The organism is Pedobacter paludis, assembly GCF_003173575.1.
Lineage (GTDB): Bacteria > Bacteroidota > Bacteroidia > Sphingobacteriales > Sphingobacteriaceae > Pedobacter > Pedobacter paludis.
The window spans coordinates 224,106-250,155 of sequence record NZ_QGNY01000008.1; the positions used below are offsets into that span (position 1 = coordinate 224,106).

Sequence of the window (26,050 nt, forward strand, 5' to 3'; positions counted from 1 at the left end):
ATAAATGACAAGTTTTCTATCAACTTACCCTTTTTCCTTTAAGCAACATGCCCAATGCATCGTTTAAAGTTCCTGCTTTTTGTACCTCACCTTCGTTAACAAAATAAATTTCATCTGCATTTTCAATTGTATTTAATCGATGGGCAATAATAACCAAGGTTGTCTCTTTAGAAAGTTTATTTAAGATATTGCTTAACAATTGCTCGGTTATGGTATCGATATTGGCTGTTGCTTCATCCAAAATCAAAAGCTCAGGATTCCGTAAAACAGCCCGCATAAAGGCAATAAGTTGTTTCTGCCCTAAGCTTATTCCATCTGAATTTGACGTAACCTGTGTTTTTAAACCTTCATCAAAAATGGCTAAAAGTGCATTTAAGTTCGCATCTTCTATAATTTTTTCCAGCTCTTCGTCGCTAACATTTGCATATTGGCTATTACCGTATAAAATATTGTCTTTAACGGTTCCTGTAAACAAAAATGGTTCCTGTAAAATAAAACCAATTTTTTGAGTTCTTTCTGCTGCACTAAAAGAGCGAATATCCTTTCCGTTAAGTAAAACCGTTCCTTTTGTGGCATCATATAAACGCGAAATTAGAGATGCTGTTGTTGTTTTACCCCCACCTGTTGGGCCAATTAAGGCATAAGTTTTACCCTTTTCAAATTTCAAATTAATGTTGTGCAGAATTTCCTTTGAGTCATCATAAGAGAAATGCACATTTTTAAATTCTAACAAAGCATCCGATGTTTCAGTAGAGTTGCTCGTAATTTGCATTAAATCCGTTTCTAAAAGTAAAATCTGCGAAATCCTGTCCCAACTTGCCATTGCGACTTGAAAGCTTGTCCAAAGCGCTGCCAATTGTCTTAAAGGGTTGTAAAAGTTTGTGGCATAAGCAACATAACTCACCAATAAACCAATTGAAAACTCACCGATTGAAATTAGGTGTATCCCATAAAGCAAGACAATAAGCTGAGCCATACTTGAAAACAGGCCATAAACCGGTACAAAAATGTTGTTTGAGAGTCCTGCGCCAATTGCCGTGCGATAATTATCCTTATTGGCCTGATCAAATCGCTTTCTAAAATAATCTCTCCGGTTAAAGGCAATAATTACCTTAAAATTATTCAGACTTTCCTGAACCTCGGCGCTTAAAGCGCCAACACTTTTTAAATTGCTTGCATTTTTTCGTTTTACCCATGGCGATAAGGTAATGGTGAAAAGAACAATTAATACTGCTGGCGATAATGTGGCTGCGCCTAAATCTATATTGATGCTTAATAAAAAAATTCCCGCACCCAGCATGGTTACAATGCTGCCGATAAACTGCATCAGCGATTGCGAGAAGAACTGATTGAGTTTATCGGTATCGTTATTGATCCGTGAGATTAAATCACCCGCCTTATTTTGATTAAAAAATGCAACAGGAAACTCTTGTAATTTATTAAAAATAGCATTTCTTAATGTGTACAACATGCGTTGACCGATGCCACCCATAAGCTTGGTCTGGGTATAACCCGTAACCATAGCTACTAAATAAATCGCTAACAGTATTCCCGCATAAATTAATACGCCATGAAACTGTTTGGTGCGGATATAAGCATCAACAGTATGGCCAATAATTAGCGGACCGACCAGCAAAAGCCCAGAATTTACCAAAATAGCGATTAAAGCGAGCCATAGGTTTTTACGCTCTGCCGAGATCATTTTAAGCAATCTTTTAAGTGCTTTATAGGTAGACTGCTTTTCCTGCTTGGCAGTAAGCTGGTTAAGATTGTAGTTCATAGTTGCTTGTGCTCTGTTGTGAATTGTAAATCTGAACGTATTCAGGACTGTTTTTTAAAAGTTCCGAATGTGTTCCTTCAGCGATAACTTCGCCCTGCATTAATAAAACAACTTTATCATAATGCTCAACAGATGCTATTTTTTGAGTAATTGATAGTAAAGTTAAACCCGGATAATTCTGTTGGATATTTGCCAAAATTCTTTTTTCTGTATTGGTATCTACCCGAGCGGTAAAATCATCCAGCAATAAGATTTTTGGATTTACAGCCAGTGCTCTTGCCAACATAATCCGTTGTTTTTGACCACCTGAAAGGCTACTCCCACGTTCTGAAACAATGGTATTTAGTTTTTCTGGAAGTGCTTCTACAAAATCTCTAAGCTCTGCCGTTTCAATTGCCTTTGCTAAAGATTCATCCGTAACCGTATCGCTAAAGGCAATATTTTCACGGATGCTCATGTTAAAAATAATACTATCCTGGAACACAAAGCCAACCTGCTGATGGAAATTTTCTTGATTATATTCATTAATCCGCTTTCCATCAAAAAGAACTTCTCCACTTTTGGGATCTATTAAACCCGTTAAAATATAAAGCAACTGTGTTTTACCCGCCGCCGTTGGCCCAATTACGGCCGTTTTAGAACCACCTTTAGCAGAAAACGAAACATTTTTTAATACGGGTTTTTGCCCAAACATGAGTGATACCTCTTTTACATCAATATCGCCCGTTAAATTTTCGGTTAACGTTCCTGGATGTTTAATTTCTGGTGCGTTAAGAACGCCCTCAATTCTTTGATAAGATGCCGTAGCCTGTGCTATAACATTGCTCATAAAGCCGATGACCAAAATCGGAAAAATAATTAAAGCCAAATATGTACTAAAAGCTGTGAACTCGCCCAAAGTCATGGTATCGTTAATTACAAAATGACCACCAAGAACCAAAATTGTTAAACCAGATAAGTTGGCAACAAAAATAATGATGGGAATAAGTCCGGCAAAAAGCCGAAGAATAGATAAGCCGAGATCTCTGGCTCTGGCATTGGCATCGATAAATTTATTATACTCAAGCTGTTGCGAATTGATGACGCGAATCAAAGCAGAGCCAAGGATACTTTCGCTAATAACTTTGTTTAACCAATCTATAACTTCTCTGCTTTTAGTAAAAAGTACGCGTACTTTACTTAAAACATAAAAAAATGCACCTCCAATAATCGGAACAATGGCAATAACGCACAACGCAAGTTTCCAGTTGGTTATTAAAAGTAAAATACTCGCCCCAACAATTAAAAAGATGGACGAGGCAATAGAAACAATTGCCTGCGAGACAAACATCTTTATTGAATCGGCATCTGAAGTTAAATTGGTCAGCAATTTTGAAGGATTGGCCTGAAGCACATAGGCGTGGCTTTGACGAGAAATTTGATCAGACAATTTGGTTCTTAAATCTCTGGCTACACGTTCTGATGCATAGGTTTGTACAACACTTTGCAAGTATGTAAAAATAAAAATCAATACAATTGCCAGGGAAAACTTAATTAGAATTGGTTCGACTTTAAAAGTGCCACCAGTGTAGGCATCCATGCCTTCTGCAATAATTTTGGGCAATAACAGGTTAATTCCGTTACTAAGCAAAGCAAAAAATATGAGCAGAAAAATCAATCCTCGGTATTGAGAAAGCAAACTGAATATACTGGGTTTTTTAGCCTCTTTGGGTTTTTTCATATGGATGAAATTCCTTTAATGTAGAGCCAAATTTAACTCAATTATTCAAATATTTGTTTTAGTTGCCATAATTAACTTCTACAGCATTGCAATAATTAATAACAATCTGTACTACGCTTAACTTTGTTAACTTTGCAAAAAACAAAAGCCATTGAAGAAAATGGTTAACTGACGAAAATGATTGAAATAGGAAAATACAACGAATTAAGAATTTTAAGTAAAACTGAAGCTGGATTAAATTTAACCGATGGCGACAAACTGGTTATTTTACCTTACCAGTATGTACCTAAAGGGGTAGAAATCGGCGATAACATTCGTGTTTTTGTTTACATTCAAAAAGATGGTCGTTTAACTGGTACAACGCAAAAAGCGTATGCAGAGGTTGGCGATTTTGCTTTCTTAAAAGTTGTTTCTGATGGCGAGGACGGAACTTATATGGATTTGGGCATTGATAAAGATGTTTATGTTCCAACACGCGAGCAGAAAAGACCTATGCAAAAAGGTTATAAATATGTAGTTTATCTTTATCTGGATGAATCGAACGATCGTTTGTTGGCATCATCAAAACTTTACGATTTTGTTGAAGAAGAAGGTTTCGATTTTGAAGAGGGAGATGAAGTTAGCTTATTAATTACCGAAGAAACGGATTTAGGCTATAATGCAATCATCAACAATACTTATATTGGTTTGCTTTACAACAACGAGGTTTTTGATAATGTTCAACCTGGAGAAATGCGCAAAGGCTGGATTAAAAAAATCCGTGTGGAGGGAAAAATCGACCTGACTTTACAACCAAGCGGTTATGGACATATATTAGATTCGAAAGAAATGATTTTGGCCGAACTGAAAAAGAGTGGTGGTGTTATCGAATTGGGCGATAAAAGTTCGCCTGAAGAAATTTATCACCGTTTTCAGATTAGCAAGAGTGCTTTCAAAAAAACCATCGGTTCACTTTACAAAGAACGTTTAATTGTACTTTCTGATGACTCGATAAGGTTACTGACTGACGACGAAGCGGAATAATCCGTTAGTCGTTTTTCATTGTTTGCTTTATTTTAAGTAAAGTTAATTGTAAGGCTTTTGCTTATTACTCATTGATCTTTGCTCCTTATTCCTTACTCCTTAAATCTCTTAATTCAAATTAAATTTTTCATTCTGGATTTTTACTGCATTAGAAGCAGAAACAATTCCAACAATTAAAATCCCGATTGCAATAGCCAGCATAACCTGTAAGGTTGAATAAACCTTGGTTCCTGAGACAAATATTTTGGAGTCTTTTATTAATTCATCTCCTACTTTCGATTGCATTTTAATCAGTACAGATAAACTGTTTAGAGACTTAGAAGAAGTATTTCCTCCAGAGGTTTCATATAATTTTCTGCCTTCCAAAATATCATGATGTAATAGGTTTAAAATTTTATTTTCCTGAACATTTTGATGAGTTAAAGCGCTTTTTAAATCATCCAGATGCTGTTTTTCCTGTTTAACCAATAATGTTAACTCATATTTGCTCACAACAGAATCGATTTTCCTATTGTATTTTGCCAACCGAAGTTTTCCGACCGAAGGGTGAACTGAACGTTCTGAAAATCCCAAAGAATTTTGAACAATGGAGTTTTTATGATAAAGATTTTCTGCTATAAAATAAAGATCAGTTGCAGGTATCAATCTATCGTTATACATCGAAATAAATGACTCGTTTATTTTTTTAACACTTTTATCTTCCAAAAAACGAATCAATAAACTGCAACACATAATGCAGAAAAGCAAAAAAGCTATTTTTAGCTTATTTTTAAGACTGAAGGCAAATTTCATAGTAGAATTTGTTTAGCATGTATTTAAACCATAAGACAAAATAGCACAAATAAATTATTCGATTAACTTTTGTGTACTTGATGGCTTTATGTAAAATATTTAAAAATAATCTTCTAACGCAGTTTTAGCAAAAAGTTGTGGTGCAAAATTTACCAGATACAGTTCTTTTTTTGCTCGGGTAATCGCTGTGTACAACCAACGCAGAAAATCAAGATCGATCATTTCTTCTGTTAAGTAGCCTTGATCTGCAAAAACGGCATCCCATTGTCCGCCTTGTGCTTTGTGGCAAGTTACAGCATAGGCAAATTTAATTTGCAAGGCATTATAAAAAGGATCTTGCTTTATGGCCAACATTCTTTGTCGCTTGTTTGCAATGTGACTATAATCTTCATCCAATCCATCAAAAAGCTTTTTATTTTGCTCGTACGGAAGGTTTGCGGTTTCCAAATTAAGTGTATCTAAAAGCACCTTACAACTAATTTGTCCGGCAGCGGGGAAATCCATAAACTCTAAAGTGGCATCGGCAAAACGGAAACCGTAGCGTTCCTCCTCTCCACGTACACGGATAACTTTCGCCATATCGCCATTTGCAATAAATGCGGTTTCTTCGTTTTCTGGAAGCCAGAAGTAATTATTTCGAACCACCATAATCTGGTCTCCACCTGTTAATTCTTCTTCTCTGTAAAGCAATCGAGCTCTAATTTGCTGATTATAAACATTGGCCGATTTATTTGATCTACACACCACCAATGTATTTTCGATTCCAAATTTTCGGTAAGCATATTCAAGGCCTTCAACCAAACGAGCGCCGGCCATATTATAAATATCTGTATAGCTTTTGGTTAAGAACTTAGGCATTGGGTTTTCGGGATTCTTCGAAATCTGATTCCTCAACATGGTTGCATTGGCTAAAATCCCCGATTTCTTTTCCTGTCGAACCACTTCTTTAAGCTCAACAGCAGTTACCGATAAAGCAAACTTATCTTTAATATATTGCTCATTCAGCGCAGGGCTGTCCAAACTTCCAACCGGTGGCAACTGAGCCGTATCGCCAACAAAAAGCAGAAAACAGTTTTTGCCATTATAAACAAACTCCAGCAAATCACGAAGAATAGACGAGCCTGTTTCATTAAATTCATCGGCAATCATCGAGGCTTCATCAATAATAAAAAGCGTATTTTCTGATAAATTTGGAGCAATTTGAAACTGTAATTCTGGCGATGTAGAAGAACGTTTTCGATAGATTTTTTTATGAATGGTTAATGCCTTTCGAAAAGAATATTGGCTCATCACCTTTGCAGCACGGCCAGTTGGGGCCAATAACTCACTTCTTAAGCCAAACTTACCCAAAACTTTTACCAGCGCAGCAACCGAGGTGGTTTTTCCTGTTCCCGCATAACCTTTTAAAACAAAACAACGATGATCATCTTGCTCTTGCAAAAACTCAGACATGCGCTGGCAAAAAAGCAATTGCTCTTTAGTTGGCGTGTGCTGGTAAGCTTGGGCAATAAGTTGAGTTTTATCGATGTGCATGTATATTGGTTAATTGGTTTAATTGGTTAATTGTTGAATTGATGTGGAAAGCAGTTACAGTGCGAAAGGGTTCTAGCAGTCCGTCTTTCCGCTATATCTTTAAATATCCCATTTTAAGAAACAAAGCTGTTGCAAATTAAAAGTATACCGCTTCAATACGGTTTAGGTGGCAAAGATATAAAGCTATTTTAAAGTCGCTCATGTCTAAACAATAAAGCAATGCAACAATAAAACAATCTTTTAATTACAACAGTAAAGTTTCAATTCGATGCGCCATAACCATATTTTGCTGTTTACTCCAACTAAATATAGTAAAATGACCATCCTGAGAAGCAACAAGTCCAATGGCCTGATGCTGATCGTTTACGAACTGTGCAACCGAGAAATGCCTGGTACCGCCCAGCTGGCCTGGAAATAAAATTTTATCCTCACCATCTACAATAGGTTCTGAAAATGCAATCTGCTCAACGGTTGGTTTGCCTTTTGCTCTTCCTATTTTAGCTCCAAAAGCAATTAAATCGAACTGATCATTTATAATTGTGGCTCCATCTACCGCGGTTAAGCCAGCCAAATGTTCAACCTCTCTACGCAATGCACCCTGAGAAAAAATTTCACTCTGGTTGCCACTTTGCTTAGCCAGGTTTGATAATCCACAAAAAGGAGGTTCAACCAAATAAGTAATGGGATGGATAATCGATTCTTCCCAATTCTGATCATCTTTTGGAACGATAAGCAGTGCACCTCCCCTTCCATGGCCACGCATAGAAACCGAAAACTGTATTAAAATATTAATTGGATCGTTCCAGCTTGCAAGAACAGTTAAATCTAAAAGTGCCTTCAAAATTGGTGGACAATCGCGGTTTTTGCAACTGGTATCATCAACTATCCTAATTTGCTCACCTTTTAAAACAGCCACATTGGTATATTTCCCAATGCCATAAATGCGTCGGTGTTTAATTACGATAAGCCCCGGTTCGGAAACATCAACAACGAAACAAAAATTGGGAATGTTTAAAGTAGTACCCCAGATATAAAGTTCGCCATCCTCTTCCCAAACGCCTAAGTGAATACCAGAACGTTCTATTCCAGGGGCAATTTTAGTAAGTGTATTGGCATTTAAAGCTAATTTTTTGGCAAACTTTAAAGGTTTAGATGTTTGTGATGGTGGCAGAAATGCAATGGAAATTCTTGGTGAATGCCCCTCTTCCTTACGCAGACTGCTCCAAAAAGCCACATCAATTAAAGCCTCGATTATTTTTTTATCTGGTTGAGTCGCCAAATCTACCTCACCTTGTTCTACTGCATTTGCATGCAACTTTACAAAATGTTGCTCTATAGTACCTGCAATTGTGTTTGCAGCTCTGTAAGTAGGTTTATAGCTCATGTTTCGAATTTATGATGAATATTTCAGATTTCGGATAGGTGAAAGGTTTGATTTTGGTAAAAAGATTTTTTGGGTATTAGCCATAAAGAATCTAAAGATTTTTTAACTACAAAGACACAAAAAACACAAAGTAGGTTGACATTTCATAGACCACACTTAAGGTTTCTTAGGTGGTGAATAACTTAGCTCCTTTAGTACAATTTTTACCACCTTAGACACCTAAGAAAACCTAAGCGGGGTTCACATTTAAAAATCTTTATGGCATTGTTAAGACGGATCATTAGGCATGTAATCATGTATCACATTGGCTTTATAAACTAACCCTAAGGTGATCCAAGGTGTCTTAGGTGGTGAATATTGTGCATTTTTTCTAACCACCTTAGACACCTAAGAAAACCAAAGCAAGAATGGCATATAAATAATTTTAATGAGACCTCTTAGGTGGCAAATAATTCTGCTCATCTAATTTCTTTGCGGTTAATACTTAAAAAACTCTATTTTTGTTTGAATGAGTAAAAACAGCCTTTTATTAATCGACCCGAATTTTAAAGCTGAAGCATCAGTTAATTGCCATTTGTTATTAAAAATAACAAATGATAGCTTTTCTTATGCCATAGTAAATAAAGATTCTGGTGAGATTAATCTAATTTTTGATAAACAGGGTTGTACTACTGTTGAAGAGGATTTGAAAACCGAATTTGAAACAGACAAGTATTTATCTCTCAATTACAGCAGTGTAAAGGCTGCGGTTCATACCACCAACTTCGTTTTTATTCCCGATGAATGGTTTGATGAAGATAACTTATCTGTTTATTCTCAATACTTAGGTACTGAAGGTAAAATTTATTCTAAACATAATGAAGCATTAGGCTTTAACACCTTATTTTCGTTAGATAAGAACATTGAACAGCAACTACCAGAAACGGCAATAGTTTATCCTCAATCGGCACCATTGCTGGCTGTATCCAATCATTTGGCAGATCATGCACTTTTAATGGATTTCACTTCTGCGTCTTTTAATGTTTTATACATCAAAGATAAAAAAGTTCATTTTCAAAATCATTATCAATCTGAAACCGCAGAAGAGTTTAATTACTTTCTGTTATTGCTTATAGATCAATTGGCACTTAACGAGGTGATTCCAGTTTATCTTCAGGGCATAATAAACGAAGATGATGATTACTATAACTGTCTGTTGAAGTATTTTAATCAGCTTTATTTTTTCCTTCCAACTGAAAAACAAAACAGTGAATTACTGGCTGATATGCCCAAACATTATTTCAGCGGACTGCTTGCTTTAGATTTATGCGAATAATTGGAGGAAAGTTTAAGGGAATTCGGTTACAGCCTCCGGCCAATTTACCAGTTAGGCCTACAACGGATATGGCCAAAGAAGCACTTTTTAATATTCTGAACAATAAGTATGATATTGAAAACTGCACGGTACTCGATTTATTCTGTGGTACGGGAAATCTAACTTTCGAATTTGCATCTCGCGAAGCGGAAAGTATTCTAGCCGTGGATTTGGATTATGGTTGTGTAAACTGGGTTAAAAATATGGCCAAGCAACATCATTTCGATCAGATTGATGTACGCAAGGGCGATGTTTTCAAATTGTTAAAACAGATGACGGGTTCTTATGATCTGATATTTGCAGATCCACCCTACAATCTACCGAACATTCCACAGATTCCGATTATTGTTAAGGAACAACAGCTCTTAAAACCGAACGGGCTTCTAATTGTTGAGCACCAAAGCAATATGAAAATGAATAATTTGTTCGGTTATACAGAAACGCGTAAATACGGAAATTCTTCGTTTAGCTTTTTTGAGTTTGGGTAATTATAAGAACTCCAATATATAACATTATACAAAATAACCGTCATTTCGACCGCAGTGGAGAAATCTTTGAAGATTACATTTAATCCATTTTCAAAGATTTCTCCATTTCGCTACGCTCCAGTCGAAAGGACGACCATTTTAAGACTGGTTAACTAAAGTAATCTGCATATATACAACCACCTTTTCAAGATTTAACTATATTTGAATATGAAAATAGCGCTGTTTCCAGGTTCTTTTGATCCAATTACCATTGCCCACGTAAATATTTTACAGCGAGCGACTCCCCTTTTCGATAAAATTGTTGTAGGTATTGGTTTAAATAGTTCTAAGCAGAATTTTTTGAGTGCAGAACAACGATTACAGATTTTAAGCACAGTTTTTACAGGTTATAAAAATATAGAAATTCAGACCTACGAAGGTTTAACGGTAGATTTTTGCCGTAAGATAAACGCAACGTATATGGTGCGGGGCATTCGCTCAGCTTCTGATTTTGAATATGAACGGGCAATTGCCCAAATTAATCAAACCATGATGCCAGAGGTGGAAACCATTTTGCTTTTAAGCAAACCGGAATACTCGGCAATCAGCTCTACCATTGTTAGGGATATTTTAAGAAATCATGGCGACGTGAGTCCGTTTGTACCGAAAGAAGCTTTAAGCTTTTTGTAAAAAGCAAAGCTATGTTCATCAACTTTGGTAAATTGGAAAAACTCCTTAATTATTACGAAGATGAGTTTACACCTTGCGACCAATGCGGGGCAAGCGAAGTGACTTACAGAATTGTCCAAAATTATTTTTACATCTTACATGTCCCCTTTTTCCCTGAAGAAAAGTTTACGGCAATGAACTGCGAAAACTGCGGTTATAGCCACAGTCGTGTAATTAGTGATAATTCTAAAATGTACGAAAAATTGTCGCCTACTCCATTATATTTCTACACAGGTGCGATCATTTTATCTATAATCTTTCTTTCCTTATTGGTTACAGGACTTTATGCTTTTTTAATCGATTCTTAAGCCAGCATCATAGATATTTAAAATATATTGTAACGTTTTAAGAAATCGATTACCAATTGAGTAAATAAATCAATATGAAAAACTCAAGCGATTAAGATATTTAAAAAATCAATGTATAATTCTAGATTAATTTTCATTTAATTCTATTCATTTAGCAAACCAAAACGCCATAAATGAAGGAAACTGAAACCATATTTCTCTCCCTGATCAATCAGCACAAAGCGATTATACATAAGATTTCAAAGATGTATATGCATGGTGGTGAAGAACAGCAGGATCTGTTTCAGGAAATCGTAATGCAGCTTTGGAAAGCTTATCCAAGTTTTAAAGGACACAGCAAATTTACCACGTGGATGTATCGCGTTGCCTTAAATACCGCTTTGGTTTATTTTAAAAAGGAAAATAGAAAGGTAGACAAAGCCCCCTTAGATGAAAACATTGATTTAATTGATGAAAGTGATAGCGCAGAAAAGGAAGAAAAACTTGCCTATCTGTATAAGGCCGTTCAGGAATTAAATGCGGTAGAAAAGGCTTTGATATTTTTATTTCTCGAAAATCAATCGCACAGGGAAATTGCCGAAAACCTAGGGATTAGTGAAGTTAATGCTCGGGTAAAACTCAACAGAACGAAAGAAAAATTACAATTCATTATAAAGAAAAACGGTTATGAATTTTGACAATTTAAAAAATGAATGGAGCGCAAATGATGCAGAAGAACTTAATATTTCTGCAGATATGCTCAAAATAAAAGAAGCTCGTACCCCAATTGATATCATTAGAAGAAAGATGAAACATGAGTTTAATTATCAGATTGTGGCACTCGTAATTATGGCTTTACTGCCATATCTATTAAATTTCTCTCCTAATATGAAGTTGATGTACTTAGCTTTCTATGCCATAACTTGTGGCTTTACGGCGTATTATTTCTTCAAATTCTATCAGTTTTACAAACACTCTTACGATATGAGTATGGATACCAGAAAAAGTATTCTCTGGTTCTATTATGAAATGAAATTGAATGTAGAACTTTATAAAGCACTCACCTATATTATTTCATTTATTGGTTTAGCATTCATCGCAGTCTATTTATTTATCGAAAAGGCATCGATTTTTGCAAGGCTTGTAAGCAAACTTTCTCCAGTTTATATCCTTTTAAACTGTTTTATTACCATATTGATTATTGGCGCAATTACCGAGTTATGGGCTTGGTATTATTACGGAAAGTATTTAAAACGCGTTAAAAAAGTAGTGGATGAGTTGGATTTTGAAAACTAGGTGTAAAAAGTTTAACCACAGATAAAAAGGATTAACACAGATATTTCGAAAATTCCCTAACTATGTTTGAAATGGTTAGTACAATGTTAACTCATGGCAATGCTACAACCAGATTAAAAAATCTTCAAAAACAGTGTTCAAAGATTTCTCCACTGCGGTCGAAATGACGGTAAAATATAGTTGCAACCAGCAAAGCCAAAGCACTATTTCTCCGTTCTACTTTAAACCGGCCTAACAAATTTTTGGGGAATTACTGGTCAGGCCTTAATACTGACTTTAATACAAAAATTTTCAGCCGGTGTTTTTTGTTTCTTTTTGACATCAAAAAGAAAGGAGCACGTCCGGCTAGGACAAAATCTGAGCAGTTTCCACTACAATATCCCGCCAGCCTTCATTACATCCATTATTGATGGAAATGTATTTTTAACAACAGGAGCAAGATGATTTTTATCTAACCAAACCGCCTCATCAATTCCCTCTTCCTTTTGAGGTATAAGTTTTGGCTCACCTTTAACCTTCATTTTGTACCAATTTGTTTTCTTGATAATCAATTTCGAACCATTAGGATAAACATGATAGGTTTTACAGAGTTTTCTTTCGCGTTTAGCAACCTTTATTCCACACTCTTCCTCAACTTCCCTAACTGCCGTTTCCTTCATATTTTCCCCTTCCTCGAGCTTTCCTTTGGGTAAATCCCACTTTTTGTTCCTAAAGATAAATAGGTAATTCCCGTTGACACTTTCAACCAAACCACCCGCTGCTTTAATTACCTCGCAATCCTTTTTAAGCTTCTTAAAGGTTTCTCTGGGTTTTTTGGTGATAAAAATGTAGCTTTTCTTAGACCCGTTTTTTAATTTTTTGTAAAAAGTTTGTAAATCAAAATCCTGAATTTCAAGTTGTTGTATTTTTTCTTTCTGCTCTGGTAAAACATCTGCGATAAACAAGGTGTTATCGTTAATATAAATTCTGTAATTTTGGGCCATGTATAATAAAAGTGATATTGAATTAAAGGTAGCGGAATTTTTATTACAAATAAAGGCAATTAAATTACAACCTAATAATCCTTTTACTTGGGCGTCGGGTTGGAAGTCGCCAATTTATTGCGATAACCGAATTACCCTTTCCCATCCACAGGTTAGAACATTTATCCGTCAGAAACTTGCACAGCTTATTCAGGAAGAATTTGGTTCGGTAGATGTAATCGCTGGTGTAGCCACAGCGGGTATTCCTCAAGGCGTTTTAGTAGCACAGGAGCTAGGCTTACCGTTTATTTATGTAAGATCGAAAGCTAAAGAACATGGAACCGGAAGCTTAATTGAAGGTGAAGTTGTAGAAGGACAACGCGTTGTTGTAATCGAAGACTTAATTTCTACAGGTAAAAGTAGTTTGCAGGCTGTAGAAGCTTTAAGAAATGCTGGATTATCGGTAGCTGGTTTGGCTGCGATTTTTACTTATGGATTTGCGCAGGCAGATGAAAATTTTGCGGCAGCTAAGTGTCGCTTCCAAACCTTATCAAATTATGGTGCTTTAATCGATTATGCTGCAGAGCACAGCATTATTGCAAAAAGCGAAATGGAATTGTTAAGCAAATGGCGATTAAATCCATCAGAATGGGGCCAAAATCAGGTCTTGAATTCTGAATCTTAGTTCTAAAAAATCAACCCTAAAATATATTATAATAAAATGACGATTATTGAAAGCGCCGTAGAAGTTAATAAACCCGTTAATGAGGTTTATGTCTTTCTCTCAAATATGAACAATCATCAGCAATTGATGCCAGAAAATATTTACAACTGGGAATCTACGGAAGACGATGCCCGTTTTACCATTCAAAATATGGCGAAGTTGGCACTTAAAATTTCTAATCGCATCGAAAATAAGGAAATCATTGCCATTCCTTCTGAAAAAGCACCTTTTGATTTGGAACTAAAATGGACTGTTGAGGATAACGGGAACGGTGGTACCACTGCCAAACACATTATCTCTGCAGATTTGAATATGATGATGAAAATGTTGGCTTCTGGTCCGCTTCAAAAATTGGCAGATCATCAGACCGAAAAACTAAAAGAAATTTTAGGTTAATCAATCAATTTATATCATTCCAAAATATACAGGCTAAGAAAATTTCTTGGCCTTTTTTATTGCGTAAAAATTTTACTGCCTTTCTATTAAAGGAATTTAATTTTGATACCTTAGTTTTCAATAACCCTTAAACTATGAAATTCGATTTTTTGAAGGCTTCGGCTTTATTAATTTGCCTTTCCCCTCTTTCTGGTGCACTTGCGCAATCTTTTAAAATAGTAAACTTAAAAACGGAATATCTTCAAAATCCTATTGGGATAGATAATCCATCGCCACGATTAACCTGGCAAATGCAGGATTCAGGAAATGGTGCTAAACAAACTTCATTTCGTGTTTTGTTGGATACAGATTCACTTGCCTTGACCAAATCAGAAGGAAAAATATGGAATACTGGCTGGGTAAAATCAGATCAACAATTAATAAATTATTCTGGTCAGTTACTAAAACCTTTTACTAAATATTTTTGGAGGATTGAAATCACAGACGGTAATAAGAAAAAAACCAACGATGCATTCATTTCGAGCTTTGAAACCGGAATGATGGATATGAAAAACTGGCAAGGTTCATGGATTTCTGATAATGAAAACCCAAAATTAAAGCCCGCTCCTTATTTTAGAAATACGTTTACAACCAGCAAGAAAATAAAATCAGCAAGAGCCTATATTGCCACTGGCGGTTTATATGAGCTGTCCATTAACGGCAAGAAGATTGGAAATCATCGCATGGACCCAATGTACACGCGATTTGACAGACGAACGCTTTATGTAAGCTATGATGTGACCAGCAATCTTGTTAACGGTAAAAATGCAATTGGCGTTTTATTGGGAAATGGCTGGTACAACCATCAATCTACCGCAGTATGGGATTTTGATAAAGCACCATGGCGCAATCGCCCAACATTTTGCCTTGATGTTCGCATTACTTACGAAGATGGCTCAATTGAAACGATAAAATCAGGAAAGAACTGGAAAACAGCTTTAAGTCCGATTGTTTTTAATAGCATTTATACTGCAGAGCATTATGATGCCAGATTGGAAAAAGAAGGCTGGAATACAGCAGATTTTGATGATTCTAAATGGAAAAATGTAATTTACCGCTCTGCTCCTTCTAAAAATATTGTTACTCAGGCTTTACACCCAATTCGGAATATAGAAGAAATAGCCAGTAAAAGTTTAAGAAAATTTAACGATACCACATATCTTTTCGACTTAGGAAGAAACATTTCTGGCGTAAGTAAAATTACAGTTAATGGTCCAGCCGGAACAGTTATTAAGTTAAAACATGGCGAACGTTTATATCCCAACGGCCGTGTTGATATTTCAAATATCGATGCACATTATCGCCCAACGGACAATACAGATCCTTTTCAAACGGACATTTTAATCCTGAGTGGAAAGGGAGAACAGAGTTTTATGCCTCATTTTAATTACAAAGGCTTCCAATATGTTGAGGTAACAAGCAGTGGGCCAATTCAATTAAATCAAAGCAGTTTGGTAGGTTATTTTATGCACAGCGATGTACCTGTTTCTGGAAACATCAACTCTTCTGAGCCGATCATTAATAAAATTTATTATGCTACGAACAATTCGTATCTATCAAATTTATTTGGTTATCCAACAGATTGTCCGCAACGAGAGAAAAACGGCTGGACCGGCGACGCACAAATTGCTATAGAAACTGGACTTTATGGTTTTGATGGAATTACCATTTATGAAAAATGGTTAGCCGATCATCGAGATGAGCAACAACCTAATGGTGTTTTGCCTTCGATTATTCCAACTGATGGATGGGGTTACGAGTGGGGAAATGGACCAGATTGGACCAGTACCATTGCCATTATTCCTTGGAATATTTATCTTTTTTATGGTGATGATAAGCTCCTAGCCGACTGTTATGAGAACATCAGAAAATACGTAAACCACATTGACGAAACTTACCCAACGGGATTAACAACTTGGGGATTAGGCGATTGGATTCCGGTTAAATCTAAATCTCCGGTAGAATTAACTTCAACTTGTTATTATTATGCCGATGTGGTAATTTTAGCCAAAGCTGCCAAAATTTTAGGCAAAACAGAAGATTATGAGAAATATACTGTTTTAGCCCAGAAAATTAAAGATGCATTAAACGCAAAATACCTAAATAAAGAAACGGGAATTTATGCCTCAGGCGTACAAACAGAAATGAGCGTTCCGTTGTACTGGAAAATCGTTCCAGAAGAATCTATTCCATTAGTTGCCAGTAATTTAGCAAAGAAAGTAGAAGCTGATGGTTTCCACTTGGATGTTGGTTTATTGGGCACTAAAGCCATTTTAAATGCATTATCAGAAAATGGCTATAGCGATATTGCTTACAAGGTAGCCGCTCAAAAAACCTATCCGAGTTGGGGTTGGTGGATGGAAAATGGCGCCACAACTTTATATGAAAATTGGCCCATCGATGCAAAATCGGATATTTCTATGAACCATATAATGTTTGGAGAAATTGGTGCCTGGTTGTACAAATCGCCAGGTGGAATTAAACCCGATCCAGAAAAACCCGGTTTTAAAAATGTGATTTTAGCTCCTCACTTTGTAAAAGGTTTAAATCAATTTGAAGCCAAACATACTGGCCCATATGGTGAGATCATTTCATCTTGGAAAAGAAATGGAAATGAAATTTCGTACAAAGTCATTGTTCCTGCAAATTCTACAGCATCTGTTATACTTCCGAAAGAACAGAATTTAAAAGTTTACCTTAATGGAAAAACAGTAACTAATTCTACAGAACAATTGCAATCGGGCACTTATACCTTCTACTGGAAATAAAATGAAAAGACTCCATCCTTATTTTCTTTTTATAGCGTTGGTTTGCTTCATTACAAAACTTGGCGCCCAAGAACGAGTTACAGAATACATTAGCCCGAAAAGAATTTTATGGACGACTGGGGCTGTAAAAAATCAAAGTAGACTTTTACAAATCGGCACAGGCCAGGCAGATGTTCGGAACGAGAACATGTGTATTCTTGAAAATAAGCAAGGTTCGAAATCAAGTATTTTATTGGATTTTGGCAAAGAGCTTCAGGGCGGCATTCAGATTGTAACTGGAATTTGGGGAGGAAACAAACCAATTAAAGTTCGTATCCGTTTCGGCGAATCTGCTAGTGAGGCCATGTCTGATATAGGAGGAAAAGGCGGTGCGACAAATGACCACGCGATCCGAGATCAGGAAACCCTACTTCCGTGGCTGGGCATTGCGGAGATTGGCAATACAGGTTTTCGTTTTGTTCGGATTGATCTGCTTGATAACGACACAAAACTCATTCTTAAAGAAACACGAGCAATTTCGAGGTACCGAAATCTAGCATATAATGGATCGTTTAATTGTAGCGATACATTGCTAAATAAGATTTGGAAAACAGGGGCTTACACCGTTCAATTAAACATGCAAGATTACCTTTGGGATGGCGTAAAACGCGATCGTTTGGTTTGGGTTGGCGATTTAAATCCTGAAATTTCGACTATAAATGCTGTGTTCGGTTACAATGAGGTGGTTCCGAAGTCCTTAGATTTTGCTAAAGAAACTACTCCTCTACCCAATTGGATGAATGGAATTAGTGCTTACTCCATGTGGTGGATTATCAACCAACGAGATTGGTATTACCACAATGGCGATTTAAATTATTTAAAAGAGCAACAAACCTATCTGAAGGATTTGCTTATGCTCTTGATTCAAAAAATTGATGCAGATAATAAGGAACATTTAGATGGTCAACGTTTTCTAGACTGGCCATCAAGTGAAGATCCGAAAGCAATTCACGCTGGTTTACATTCTATGATGATTTTATCCCTAGATGCTGGAGCAGATTTAATTGGAAAAATGGGCGATCAAAAAACTGCAGATTTATGTATTGAAGCGGTTTCGAGATTGAAAAAACATTTGCCCGAAACCAATAACTCTAAGCAAGCCGCAGCTCTACTTTCGTTATCAAACTTAATGAGTGCCAAAGATGCGAATAGCACAATTACTGATGGGGGATCGAAAAATTTTTCTACTTTTTTTGGCTATTACATGTTGCAGGCAAAAGCAAAAGCCGAAGATTATCAGGGAGGCATCAACATCATTCGCGAATATTGGGGCGCTATGTTAAACTTGGGCGCAACCACCTTTTGGGAAGATTTTAATATGGATTGGACCAAAAATGCTGGGCGAATCGATGAACTGGTTCCCGAAGGAAAAATCGATATTCATGGCGCATATGGTGCTTATTGTTATATCGGTTTCCGCCATAGTTTGGCACATGGGTGGGCGTCTGGCCCTACACCATGGCTAACAGAGCATATTTTAGGTATTTCTGTTTTAGAACCCGGATGTAAAAAAATTCGTGTAAAACCTAATCTTGGAAATTTAACTTTTGCCGAAGGAACTTTCCCAACGCCTTACGGAATCGTAAGTGTTAAACATACGATAAAAGAAAACGGCAAAATTAAAACTCGGATTAAAGCACCGAGGGGAGTTAAGGTTGTCTATAAATAATCCGTTGGCTGAAGCCAAGGGCAATGAATAACCCACCAATTTTGGCACCTCCTTTATTCATTGGGGTCGGTTTTAACCGACCTATCAAAAAACGGATGCTCAGGGCTTTAGCCAAATCCGAAGAATTACAGTCTTTGCCATCTAAACCTTATTGAAATGGAAAGCCTCATTTTTTTCAAATGAGCTTGGAATGGAAAGAAGGACTTCAATTGCCAAAGGCATCAAACGTACATTTCCAAATCATTTAACAAAAGCCTAAACAAGACAAAATTTCAGCACAAAACACTAATTTACAGTCAATTAGTCTTTTAAATTCAATTCTTACCGACAAAATTTCCGATTCAAAAATCAAAATCATCATGGCATTTGTTTTGACTTAAAAGGGAATATGAACTTCAACAATTTTACAATAAAAGCCCAGGAAGCAATTCAACAGGCTTCTGAAATAGCCCAAGGCAATCAGCAACAGGCTATTGAAACGGCACACCTATTAAAAGGCCTGCTTACTGTTGATGAAAACGTGGTTTCTTATGTTTTAAAGAAACTGAACGTAAACCTTAATTCCTTAAATCAAAACTTAGATGCAGAGATTGCAAAGTTTCCAAAAGTGAGCGGAAGCAATGTCTATTTGTCATCAAATACCAATAGTGTTTTACAGAAAGCACAAACATTTTTAAAAGAATTTAAAGATGAATTTGTTTCCGTTGAACATTTATTACTTGGAATTTTAACCGTTAACGATAGCACTTCGAAATTGTTAAAAGAGCAGGGCGTTAACGAAAAAGATCTTAAAAAAGCCATTATAGAATTGCGAGGAGATAACCGGGTAACCGATCAAAATGCAGAGGCAAGTTATCAGGCATTAAGCAAATATGCCCGCAATTTAAATGAATATGCTGAAAGCGGAAAGCTAGATCCAGTTATTGGACGTGATGAAGAAATTCGTCGAGTGATTCAGATTTTATCTCGTAGAACTAAGAATAACCCGATTTTAATTGGTGAGCCAGGCGTTGGTAAAACAGCAATTGCAGAGGGCATTGCTTTTAGAATTATTAAAGGCGATGTACCAGAAAACTTAAAAAGCAAGGTTGTTTACTCGCTTGATATGGGTTCGTTAATTGCCGGTGCCAAATATAAAGGTGAGTTTGAAGAGCGTTTAAAAGCAGTTGTTAAAGAGGTTACTCAAAGCGATGGAGAGATTGTACTCTTTATTGATGAGATCCACACATTGGTTGGTGCAGGCGGAGGCGAAGGTGCAATGGATGCTGCCAATATTCTAAAACCTGCTTTAGCCCGTGGCGAATTACGTGCTATTGGCGCAACAACTTTGGATGAATACCAAAAATATTTAGAAAAAGATAAGGCCTTAGAACGTCGTTTCCAAAAGGTTATGGTTGAAGAACCAGATACTCAAGATGCAATTTCGATTTTACGTGGATTAAAAGAACGTTACGAAACACACCACAAGGTTAGGATTAAAGATGAAGCCATTATCGCAGCGGTTGAAATGAGTCAGCGTTATATTGCAGATCGTTTCTTGCCGGATAAAGCCATCGATTTAATGGATGAGGCTGCATCTAAACTGAGAATGGAAATGGATTCCGTGCCAGAAAATGTAGATGCCTTAGATCGTGAAATTATGCGTTTAGAAATTGAACGCGAAGCCATTAAACGCGAAAAAGACGATAAAAAGGTTAAAGAACTTTCAGAAGAAATTGCAAATTTATCTGCAGAGCGTGATGAATTGAAAGCTAAATGGCAGGGTGAAAAAGATTTGGTTGACAACTTGAACAATCAAATGGAGCTTATTGAGCAATACAAATTAGAAGCAGAACAAGCCGAACGTGCTGGAGATTATGGTAAAGTTGCCGAAATCCGTTACGGAAAAATTAAAGAGGCACAAGATACTTTCGAAAAGCTCAAAGCCGATTTAGAAAATCAGCAAAGTGATAGCAGAATGCTTAAAGAAGAAGTTACTGCTGATGATATTGCTGGCGTAGTTGGCAGGTGGACAGGCATTCCGGTTACAAAACTGATTGCCAGCGAAAGAGAAAAATTACTGAATCTTGAAGCTGAGTTACACCAACGTGTTGCAGGACAAGATGAAGCAATCGAAGCCATTTCTGATGCCATTCGCCGCTCTCGTGCAGGTTTGCAGGATAAACGCAAGCCAATCGGTTCGTTCATTTTCTTGGGAACAACTGGCGTTGGTAAAACAGAATTGGCAAAAGCGCTGGCGGAGTTCTTATTTAACGATGAAAACGCACTGACCAGAATTGATATGAGTGAATATCAGGAAAGACATGCCGTTTCTCGCTTAATTGGAGCGCCTCCAGGATATGTTGGTTATGATGAAGGTGGACAATTAACTGAAGCTGTGAGGCGTAAACCTTATTCGGTTGTATTGCTTGATGAAATTGAAAAAGCGCATCCTGATGTATTTAATATTTTATTGCAGGTACTGGATGATGGCCGTTTAACCGATAATAAGGGCAGAACGGTGAATTTCAAAAACACGATCATCATTATGACTTCGAATATAGGGGCACACTTAATTCAGGATAACTTCAAAAATTTAAGCGATGAAAACCGAGATGAAGTAATTGCTAAAACCAAAAACGAATTGTTCGAGGTATTGAAACAAACGATTCGTCCGGAGTTTTTAAACCGGATTGATGAACTGATTATGTTCACCCCATTGAACCGTAGCGAAATTAGAAATATTGTAAGCTTGCAATTTAAGCATGTACAACAAACGCTGGCCGAAATGGGAATCGAAATGGAGGCAAGCGACGAAGCTTTAGATTGGTTGGCCCAGTTAGGTTACGATCCGCAGTTTGGAGCTAGACCATTAAAAAGAGTCATTCAAAAAAGAATCTTAAACGAGCTGTCGAAAGAGATATTGGCGGGAAAGATAGATAAAGACAGCAAAATTAAACTGGATATGTTTGATCACAATTTTGTGTTCTTGAATCAAAAAGCTGATTAATAAAAATCCTAATAAATCCTGCAGATTAACCGCTGCAGGATTTTTTCTTTAAACTGATATCCAGAAACTTAACAAACGAATAATCAACGAGAGTAATGGTTATTTTACTTGTTTTTTGTGCCGATTATGATTATTATTGATTACACACAAAAAATGAAAAATGAAACCAAAATTAACCATCATGGCAGCATTATGCGCCATCGGCTTGAGTGCGCATGCTCAAACCGAAAAAGGCTCCGGCTTCTTGGGGCTCAGTCTTAGCTTTGGAACCGAAAAGCAAAAAACCTACAACAGCAGTATTAACAACTTTACCTTCACCCCCAAGGGAGCTTATTTTTTAGAAGATAATTTTGCGGTAGGCTTAGATCTTTCCTTCAATTTATCCAAGCTTAGAGGCATCCACTATACCGAATGGAATAGCGAATACGGTAGTTACCAAGATACTTATGGCGCTAAGGAACTCAATTTTGGGTTATCACCATTTGCAAGAAAATACTTTAATGTGAAATCTTTTTTAAAATTTTATGCACAGGCCAATATTTTATTTCAGATTAACAGCACCAAAATTATTGATGATGAAGGTTATTTAATTGGCTATGATAATCGACTTAAAGGCTATGGAGCCAGTTTAAGTCCCGGCTTTGCCTTCTTTCCTACAGAAAAATTCGCCATTGAATTCTCCTTCCCCATTATCACTTATTTTCATCAGGATTATTATGACGAGTATTCGGCATATAACTATGAAAAAAAGCAGAATGTTAAACTTGCCCTCGATAATTTTATGCCCTCAGTTGGCGTAAGCTTTCATTTTTAGATCCGATAAAGATTTAATTTATAACCATGAAAATCCCACTGTTTATTTGCAGTGGGATTTTTCTATTTCTTCTTTGCCTCTATATTTGGAAGAAACCCCGTCAGCAAACCAATTAAAGGCAAAAAGGCACAAACGTTAAAAACATATTCAATACTTGTAGAATCGGCCAATTTGCCTAGTAGTGCAGAACCTATTCCTCCCATCCCGAAGGCAAAACCAAAAAACAAACCTGCAACCAAGCCAACTTTTCCGGGAATTAATTCCTGTGCATAAACCAAAATTGCAGAAAATGCCGAAGCCAAAATCATCCCGATGGGTACAATTAAAACACCTGTCCAAAATAAATTGGCGTGGGGCAACAATAGTGCAAAGGGTGCTGTACCTAAAATAGAAACCCAGATAACATATTTTCGTCCAATCTTATCGCCTATTGGCCCTCCCAATAATGTTCCCGCAGCTACTGAAAATAGAAATACAAAAAGATAAATCTGAGAAGTTTGAACAGATAAATGGAACTTATCAATTAAATAGAATGTAAAATAATTGGTTAAGCTGGCCATGTAAAAGTATTTCGAAAATATTAAAAGCAATAAAATCGATACGGCGAATACAACCTTTCCTTTAGAAAAATTATTTTCAACAGCCTGAATTTTATTTGCATTTTTTATCCTCGATAGCATAAAACCTTTATACCAGTTGCCTACATAACTTAGAATCAAAATGGCTAATAAAGCAATAATCGAGAACCAGATTACACTAAACTGTCCGTATGGAACTATAATCCAAGCGGCCAAAAGTGGCCCTAAAGAGCTTCCTGCATTTCCGCCCAACTGAAAAACAGATTGAGCCAAACCTCTCTTCCCGCCAGATGCGGCATGCGCCATTCTAGAAGCTTCAGGGTGAAAGATTGATGAACCGATTCCGATAAAGCAAACCGAAATCAGCATAGTATAAAAATGTGCAGACAGCGATAAAGTAATCAGCCCAATTAAAGTAAAACCCATTCCAACGGCCAAGGAATATGGTTGGGGTTTCTTATCGGTATACAAACCCACAAAAGGCTGGAGCAATGATGCAGCCAGCTGAAAGGTTAAGGTTATTAATCCAATTTGCGAAAAACTAAGGTGGTAATTAACTTTTATAATCGGATAAATTGCCGGTATTAAAGATTGAATGGTATCATTCAACAGATGCGAAAAGCTAAGTGCAAATAAAATTGGAAAAACGGTTCTTTCTATTAAGGTTTGGGTAGATGGGTTCTCGGTCATAACAAATGTTCTACGATCAAAAATAGCAATTATAATATTTAACGCTAAACAATATGTCCTTGCTAGACTGAAACATTTTTATAATGATGCGGTTTATTCACTATGGAAAAGAATAAAAAGATAGTTGGCCTTTGCGGAAGCTTAAGAAATGGATCTTATAATGCAATGCTATTAAAAACGGCTGGCGAATTACTCCCCGAAGGTATCGACTTTGAAATTGTTCCATTTGATGACATTCCTGTTTATAATGCTGATCATGATACGCCATCGGTTGAAGAACGCCCTGAAAGTGTGGTAAAATTCAGAAATGCCTTATCAGAGGCAAGCGCTTTTATCATTGCTTCGCCAGAATACAATTATTCCATTCCCGGTGGACTTAAAAACGCAATAGATTGGGCAAGCCGTGGAAAGGATTCACCTTTAATGCACAAACCTGTAGCCGTAATGGGCGCAACCCAAGGCATGTGGGGAACGGTTAGAATGCAAACGGCATTTCTTCCTGTTTTTACGTTCTTAAATATGAACCCTGTACTGCAACCAGAAGTTTTGATTGCCCAAGCGCAAAACAAGTTTGATGAAAACGGAAAACTAAAGGATGAAATGGCAATCGGCATCATCAAAAAGAAACTCGAAAATTTAATCTCTGCCTGTAAAGTTTAACAGAAAATCAAAAGGGGTTTCGCTTTAAAGATAAATCCTATCATGAAACTCGTTACTCCAAATTTAACTGGGAATCATAAATGTCTTGTAAATAATTTTCTAGTATTCCGCAATAAGATTTCTGCCTATGCTGGAAAGACCACGAGGCAATATATTCAGCAATAATTAGAAGGTTAACATTCCTAAAAGATGTCAAAGTTTCCTGTAAAAAGCTGACATTTCTACAAAAAAAGTCAGATTGTCAATCTGACATGCTTTAAAAATTAATCGATCGATTAATTTTTGGTCACAGCAAAATAATATTGATTTAACCGCATTTTCTTATCTATTTATGAATTAATGAGTTAGTCAAAAACTGATTTTTTGATGACGCTGACAAAGTTTTTCGGCACAGGTATTGACTTTTAGCCAAATATAGTCAGAAATTAAAAAAGTAAAATCGACTATATATTTTAATAAAATAAATACATAAAAAAATGAAAAAACTATTATTATCATTAGTAGCAGTAGCAGGTTTAGTTTACAGTGCAAATGCACAAACTGAAAAAGGAAAAGTTATTTTAGGCGGTAACGTTGGCTTTAACTCCACCAAAGTAGAAGGCGCTGCAAAATCTGATTTCAACTTCAGCGTAGTTCCAAGTGTTGGTTATTTTGTAAGCAACAATTTTGCAATTGGTACAGGCGTAGGTTACACATACGATAAACAAGTGAGCGCTAAAAACTTAAATCAGGCTTTTAAAGTTGCACCTTTCGGTCGTTATTATATTGGCTTATCTGATCAGTTTAAATTCTTCGGACAATTATCTGTTCCATTGGCGTTTGGAAACAATAAAGTTGTAGATGCTCAAGGAAATGTTGGCGATAAATACGCAACTACAACAAGCATCGGTGTAAACATTGCTCCGGGTTTTGCTTTCTTCCCAACCAAAAGAATCGGTATCGAAGTTTCTGTTAACGGTTTAGGTTATGAAAATTATCAGGTAAAAAACGAAGTTACAGGTGCTAAAGCAACTTCAAATTCATTCGGTTTAGAAGCCGATACTTTCGCTCCAAAATTAGGCGTGCAGTTTCACTTTTAAGCAAAAAGCGCTCTTTATAATTTAAAGAGCGCTTAAAAAACTAATAAACTTTTTTTTAAAAGAGGCTATTTCATAAATCATTTATCACGGGATGTTATTATGTTGAGCCTATCGAAACGCTAAAAATAAATTCGATAGGTCCTTCGACAAGTGGGGATTATCCAAAAAGTGGCCACCGTTTTTTACTCAAAGTGGCCACTTTCTTTTCAGCTAAAGTGGCCAGTATATACCGGTAAAAGTGTGCACTTGACTGATTTATAGCCGTTTTAAGCCTGCTA

At 36.5% G+C, this 26,050-nt stretch carries 22 protein-coding genes; 15 read left to right on the plus strand and 7 right to left on the minus strand.

What is annotated here, in order from left to right:
* Window positions 1–19: 19 nt before the first annotated feature.
* Both DF947_RS19855 and DF947_RS19860 read right to left on the minus strand, forming a co-directional pair.
* Entirely contained in the window at window positions 20–1,780 is a 1,761-nt protein-coding gene (locus DF947_RS19855; protein ID WP_109932227.1) for an ABC transporter ATP-binding protein, read from the minus strand.
* On the minus strand, window positions 1,764–3,500 hold the full coding sequence (locus tag DF947_RS19860) for an ABC transporter ATP-binding protein (RefSeq protein ID WP_109932229.1): 1,737 nt from the start codon (window positions 3,498–3,500) through the stop codon (window positions 1,764–1,766). The genes DF947_RS19855 and DF947_RS19860 overlap by 17 nt, the downstream gene beginning before the upstream one ends.
* Before the next feature lie 177 nt (window positions 3,501–3,677).
* Between DF947_RS19860 and DF947_RS19865 the strand changes: the two genes are divergently transcribed.
* Window positions 3,678–4,523: a CvfB family protein gene (locus tag DF947_RS19865; protein WP_109932231.1), complete on the plus strand. Its 846-nt coding sequence runs from the start codon at window positions 3,678–3,680 to the stop codon at window positions 4,521–4,523.
* 108 nt (window positions 4,524–4,631) lie between these two features.
* On the opposite strand, the gene DF947_RS19870 is transcribed toward DF947_RS19865, so the two are convergent.
* From DF947_RS19870 to DF947_RS19880, 3 genes are all read right to left on the minus strand, one after another.
* Window positions 4,632–5,315: an MCP four helix bundle domain-containing protein gene (locus tag DF947_RS19870; RefSeq protein ID WP_109932233.1), complete on the minus strand. Its 684-nt coding sequence runs from the start codon at window positions 5,313–5,315 to the stop codon at window positions 4,632–4,634.
* Between the two features lie 99 nt (window positions 5,316–5,414).
* Window positions 5,415–6,848 carry an ATP-dependent DNA helicase gene (locus tag DF947_RS19875; protein WP_109932235.1) on the minus strand — a complete coding sequence of 478 codons (1,434 nt, stop codon included), beginning with the start codon at window positions 6,846–6,848 and terminating at the stop codon, window positions 5,415–5,417.
* A 244-nt stretch (window positions 6,849–7,092) separates the two neighbouring features.
* Entirely contained in the window at window positions 7,093–8,232 is a 1,140-nt protein-coding gene (locus tag DF947_RS19880) for a putative sensor domain DACNV-containing protein (protein WP_109932237.1), read from the minus strand.
* Window positions 8,233–8,740: 508 nt separating this feature from the next.
* On the opposite strand from DF947_RS19880, the gene DF947_RS19885 reads away from it, so the two are divergent.
* The 6 genes from DF947_RS19885 to DF947_RS19910 all read left to right on the plus strand — a co-directional run bounded on the left by DF947_RS19885 (window position 8,741) and on the right by DF947_RS19910 (window position 12,365).
* Window positions 8,741–9,547 carry a DUF3822 family protein gene (locus tag DF947_RS19885; protein WP_109932239.1) on the plus strand — a complete coding sequence of 269 codons (807 nt, stop codon included), beginning with the start codon at window positions 8,741–8,743 and terminating at the stop codon, window positions 9,545–9,547.
* Window positions 9,538–10,074 (plus strand): 16S rRNA (guanine(966)-N(2))-methyltransferase RsmD, encoded by a 537-nt coding sequence (rsmD, locus tag DF947_RS19890; protein WP_109932241.1) that lies wholly within the window; start codon window positions 9,538–9,540, stop codon window positions 10,072–10,074. Before DF947_RS19885 ends, rsmD begins: the two co-directional genes overlap by 10 nt.
* A 207-nt stretch (window positions 10,075–10,281) precedes the next feature.
* Window positions 10,282–10,743, plus strand: a complete 462-nt coding sequence (gene coaD / locus DF947_RS19895) for a pantetheine-phosphate adenylyltransferase (protein WP_109932243.1) — start codon at window positions 10,282–10,284, stop codon at window positions 10,741–10,743.
* Between the two features lie 11 nt (window positions 10,744–10,754).
* The gene (locus DF947_RS19900; protein ID WP_109932245.1) at window positions 10,755–11,090 is read left to right on the plus strand and encodes a ZPR1-type zinc finger protein; all 336 of its coding nucleotides are present in this window, start codon (window positions 10,755–10,757) and stop codon (window positions 11,088–11,090) included.
* A gap of 173 nt (window positions 11,091–11,263) precedes the next feature.
* The gene (locus DF947_RS19905) at window positions 11,264–11,767 is read left to right on the plus strand and encodes an RNA polymerase sigma factor (protein WP_109932247.1); all 504 of its coding nucleotides are present in this window, start codon (window positions 11,264–11,266) and stop codon (window positions 11,765–11,767) included.
* On the plus strand, window positions 11,757–12,365 hold the full coding sequence (locus DF947_RS19910; protein WP_109932249.1) for a hypothetical protein: 609 nt from the start codon (window positions 11,757–11,759) through the stop codon (window positions 12,363–12,365). The genes DF947_RS19905 and DF947_RS19910 overlap by 11 nt, the downstream gene beginning before the upstream one ends.
* Before the next feature lie 371 nt (window positions 12,366–12,736).
* Here DF947_RS19910 and DF947_RS19915 read toward each other — a convergent pair whose 3' ends face one another.
* On the minus strand, window positions 12,737–13,348 hold the full coding sequence (locus DF947_RS19915; protein ID WP_109932251.1) for an NUDIX hydrolase: 612 nt from the start codon (window positions 13,346–13,348) through the stop codon (window positions 12,737–12,739).
* Between DF947_RS19915 and pyrE the strand changes: the two genes are divergently transcribed.
* The 6 genes from pyrE (at window position 13,347) to DF947_RS19945 (ending at window position 22,765) form a co-directional block, all read left to right on the plus strand.
* A complete protein-coding gene (gene pyrE / locus DF947_RS19920; RefSeq protein WP_109932253.1) occupies window positions 13,347–14,012 on the plus strand; it encodes an orotate phosphoribosyltransferase in 666 nt (221 codons plus the stop codon). The genes DF947_RS19915 and pyrE overlap by 2 nt on opposite strands.
* A gap of 36 nt (window positions 14,013–14,048) precedes the next feature.
* Window positions 14,049–14,447, plus strand: coding sequence for an SRPBCC family protein (locus DF947_RS19925; protein ID WP_109932255.1), 399 nt, complete (start codon window positions 14,049–14,051; stop codon window positions 14,445–14,447).
* Window positions 14,448–14,581: 134 nt separating this feature from the next.
* A complete protein-coding gene (locus DF947_RS19930) occupies window positions 14,582–17,254 on the plus strand; it encodes an alpha-L-rhamnosidase (protein ID WP_109932257.1) in 2,673 nt (890 codons plus the stop codon).
* Between the two features lies 1 nt (window position 17,255).
* Window positions 17,256–18,962, plus strand: a complete 1,707-nt coding sequence (locus DF947_RS19935) for an alpha-L-rhamnosidase-related protein (RefSeq protein ID WP_109932259.1) — start codon at window positions 17,256–17,258, stop codon at window positions 18,960–18,962.
* Window positions 18,963–19,350: 388 nt separating this feature from the next.
* Entirely contained in the window at window positions 19,351–21,951 is a 2,601-nt protein-coding gene (clpB, locus tag DF947_RS19940) for an ATP-dependent chaperone ClpB (protein ID WP_109932261.1), read from the plus strand.
* Window positions 21,952–22,132: 181 nt separating this feature from the next.
* Window positions 22,133–22,765, plus strand: coding sequence for an outer membrane beta-barrel protein (locus DF947_RS19945; protein ID WP_158526302.1), 633 nt, complete (start codon window positions 22,133–22,135; stop codon window positions 22,763–22,765).
* Between the two features lie 62 nt (window positions 22,766–22,827).
* Here the strand turns inward: DF947_RS19945 and DF947_RS19950 are convergent, their stop codons facing one another.
* Window positions 22,828–24,033 carry an MFS transporter gene (locus DF947_RS19950; RefSeq protein WP_109932266.1) on the minus strand — a complete coding sequence of 402 codons (1,206 nt, stop codon included), beginning with the start codon at window positions 24,031–24,033 and terminating at the stop codon, window positions 22,828–22,830.
* 102 nt (window positions 24,034–24,135) lie between these two features.
* On the opposite strand from DF947_RS19950, the gene DF947_RS19955 reads away from it, so the two are divergent.
* Both DF947_RS19955 and DF947_RS19960 read left to right on the plus strand, forming a co-directional pair.
* On the plus strand, window positions 24,136–24,693 hold the full coding sequence (locus tag DF947_RS19955) for an NADPH-dependent FMN reductase (protein ID WP_109932269.1): 558 nt from the start codon (window positions 24,136–24,138) through the stop codon (window positions 24,691–24,693).
* A gap of 476 nt (window positions 24,694–25,169) precedes the next feature.
* On the plus strand, window positions 25,170–25,772 hold the full coding sequence (locus tag DF947_RS19960; protein WP_109932271.1) for an outer membrane beta-barrel protein: 603 nt from the start codon (window positions 25,170–25,172) through the stop codon (window positions 25,770–25,772).
* Window positions 25,773–26,050 lie beyond the last annotated feature (278 nt).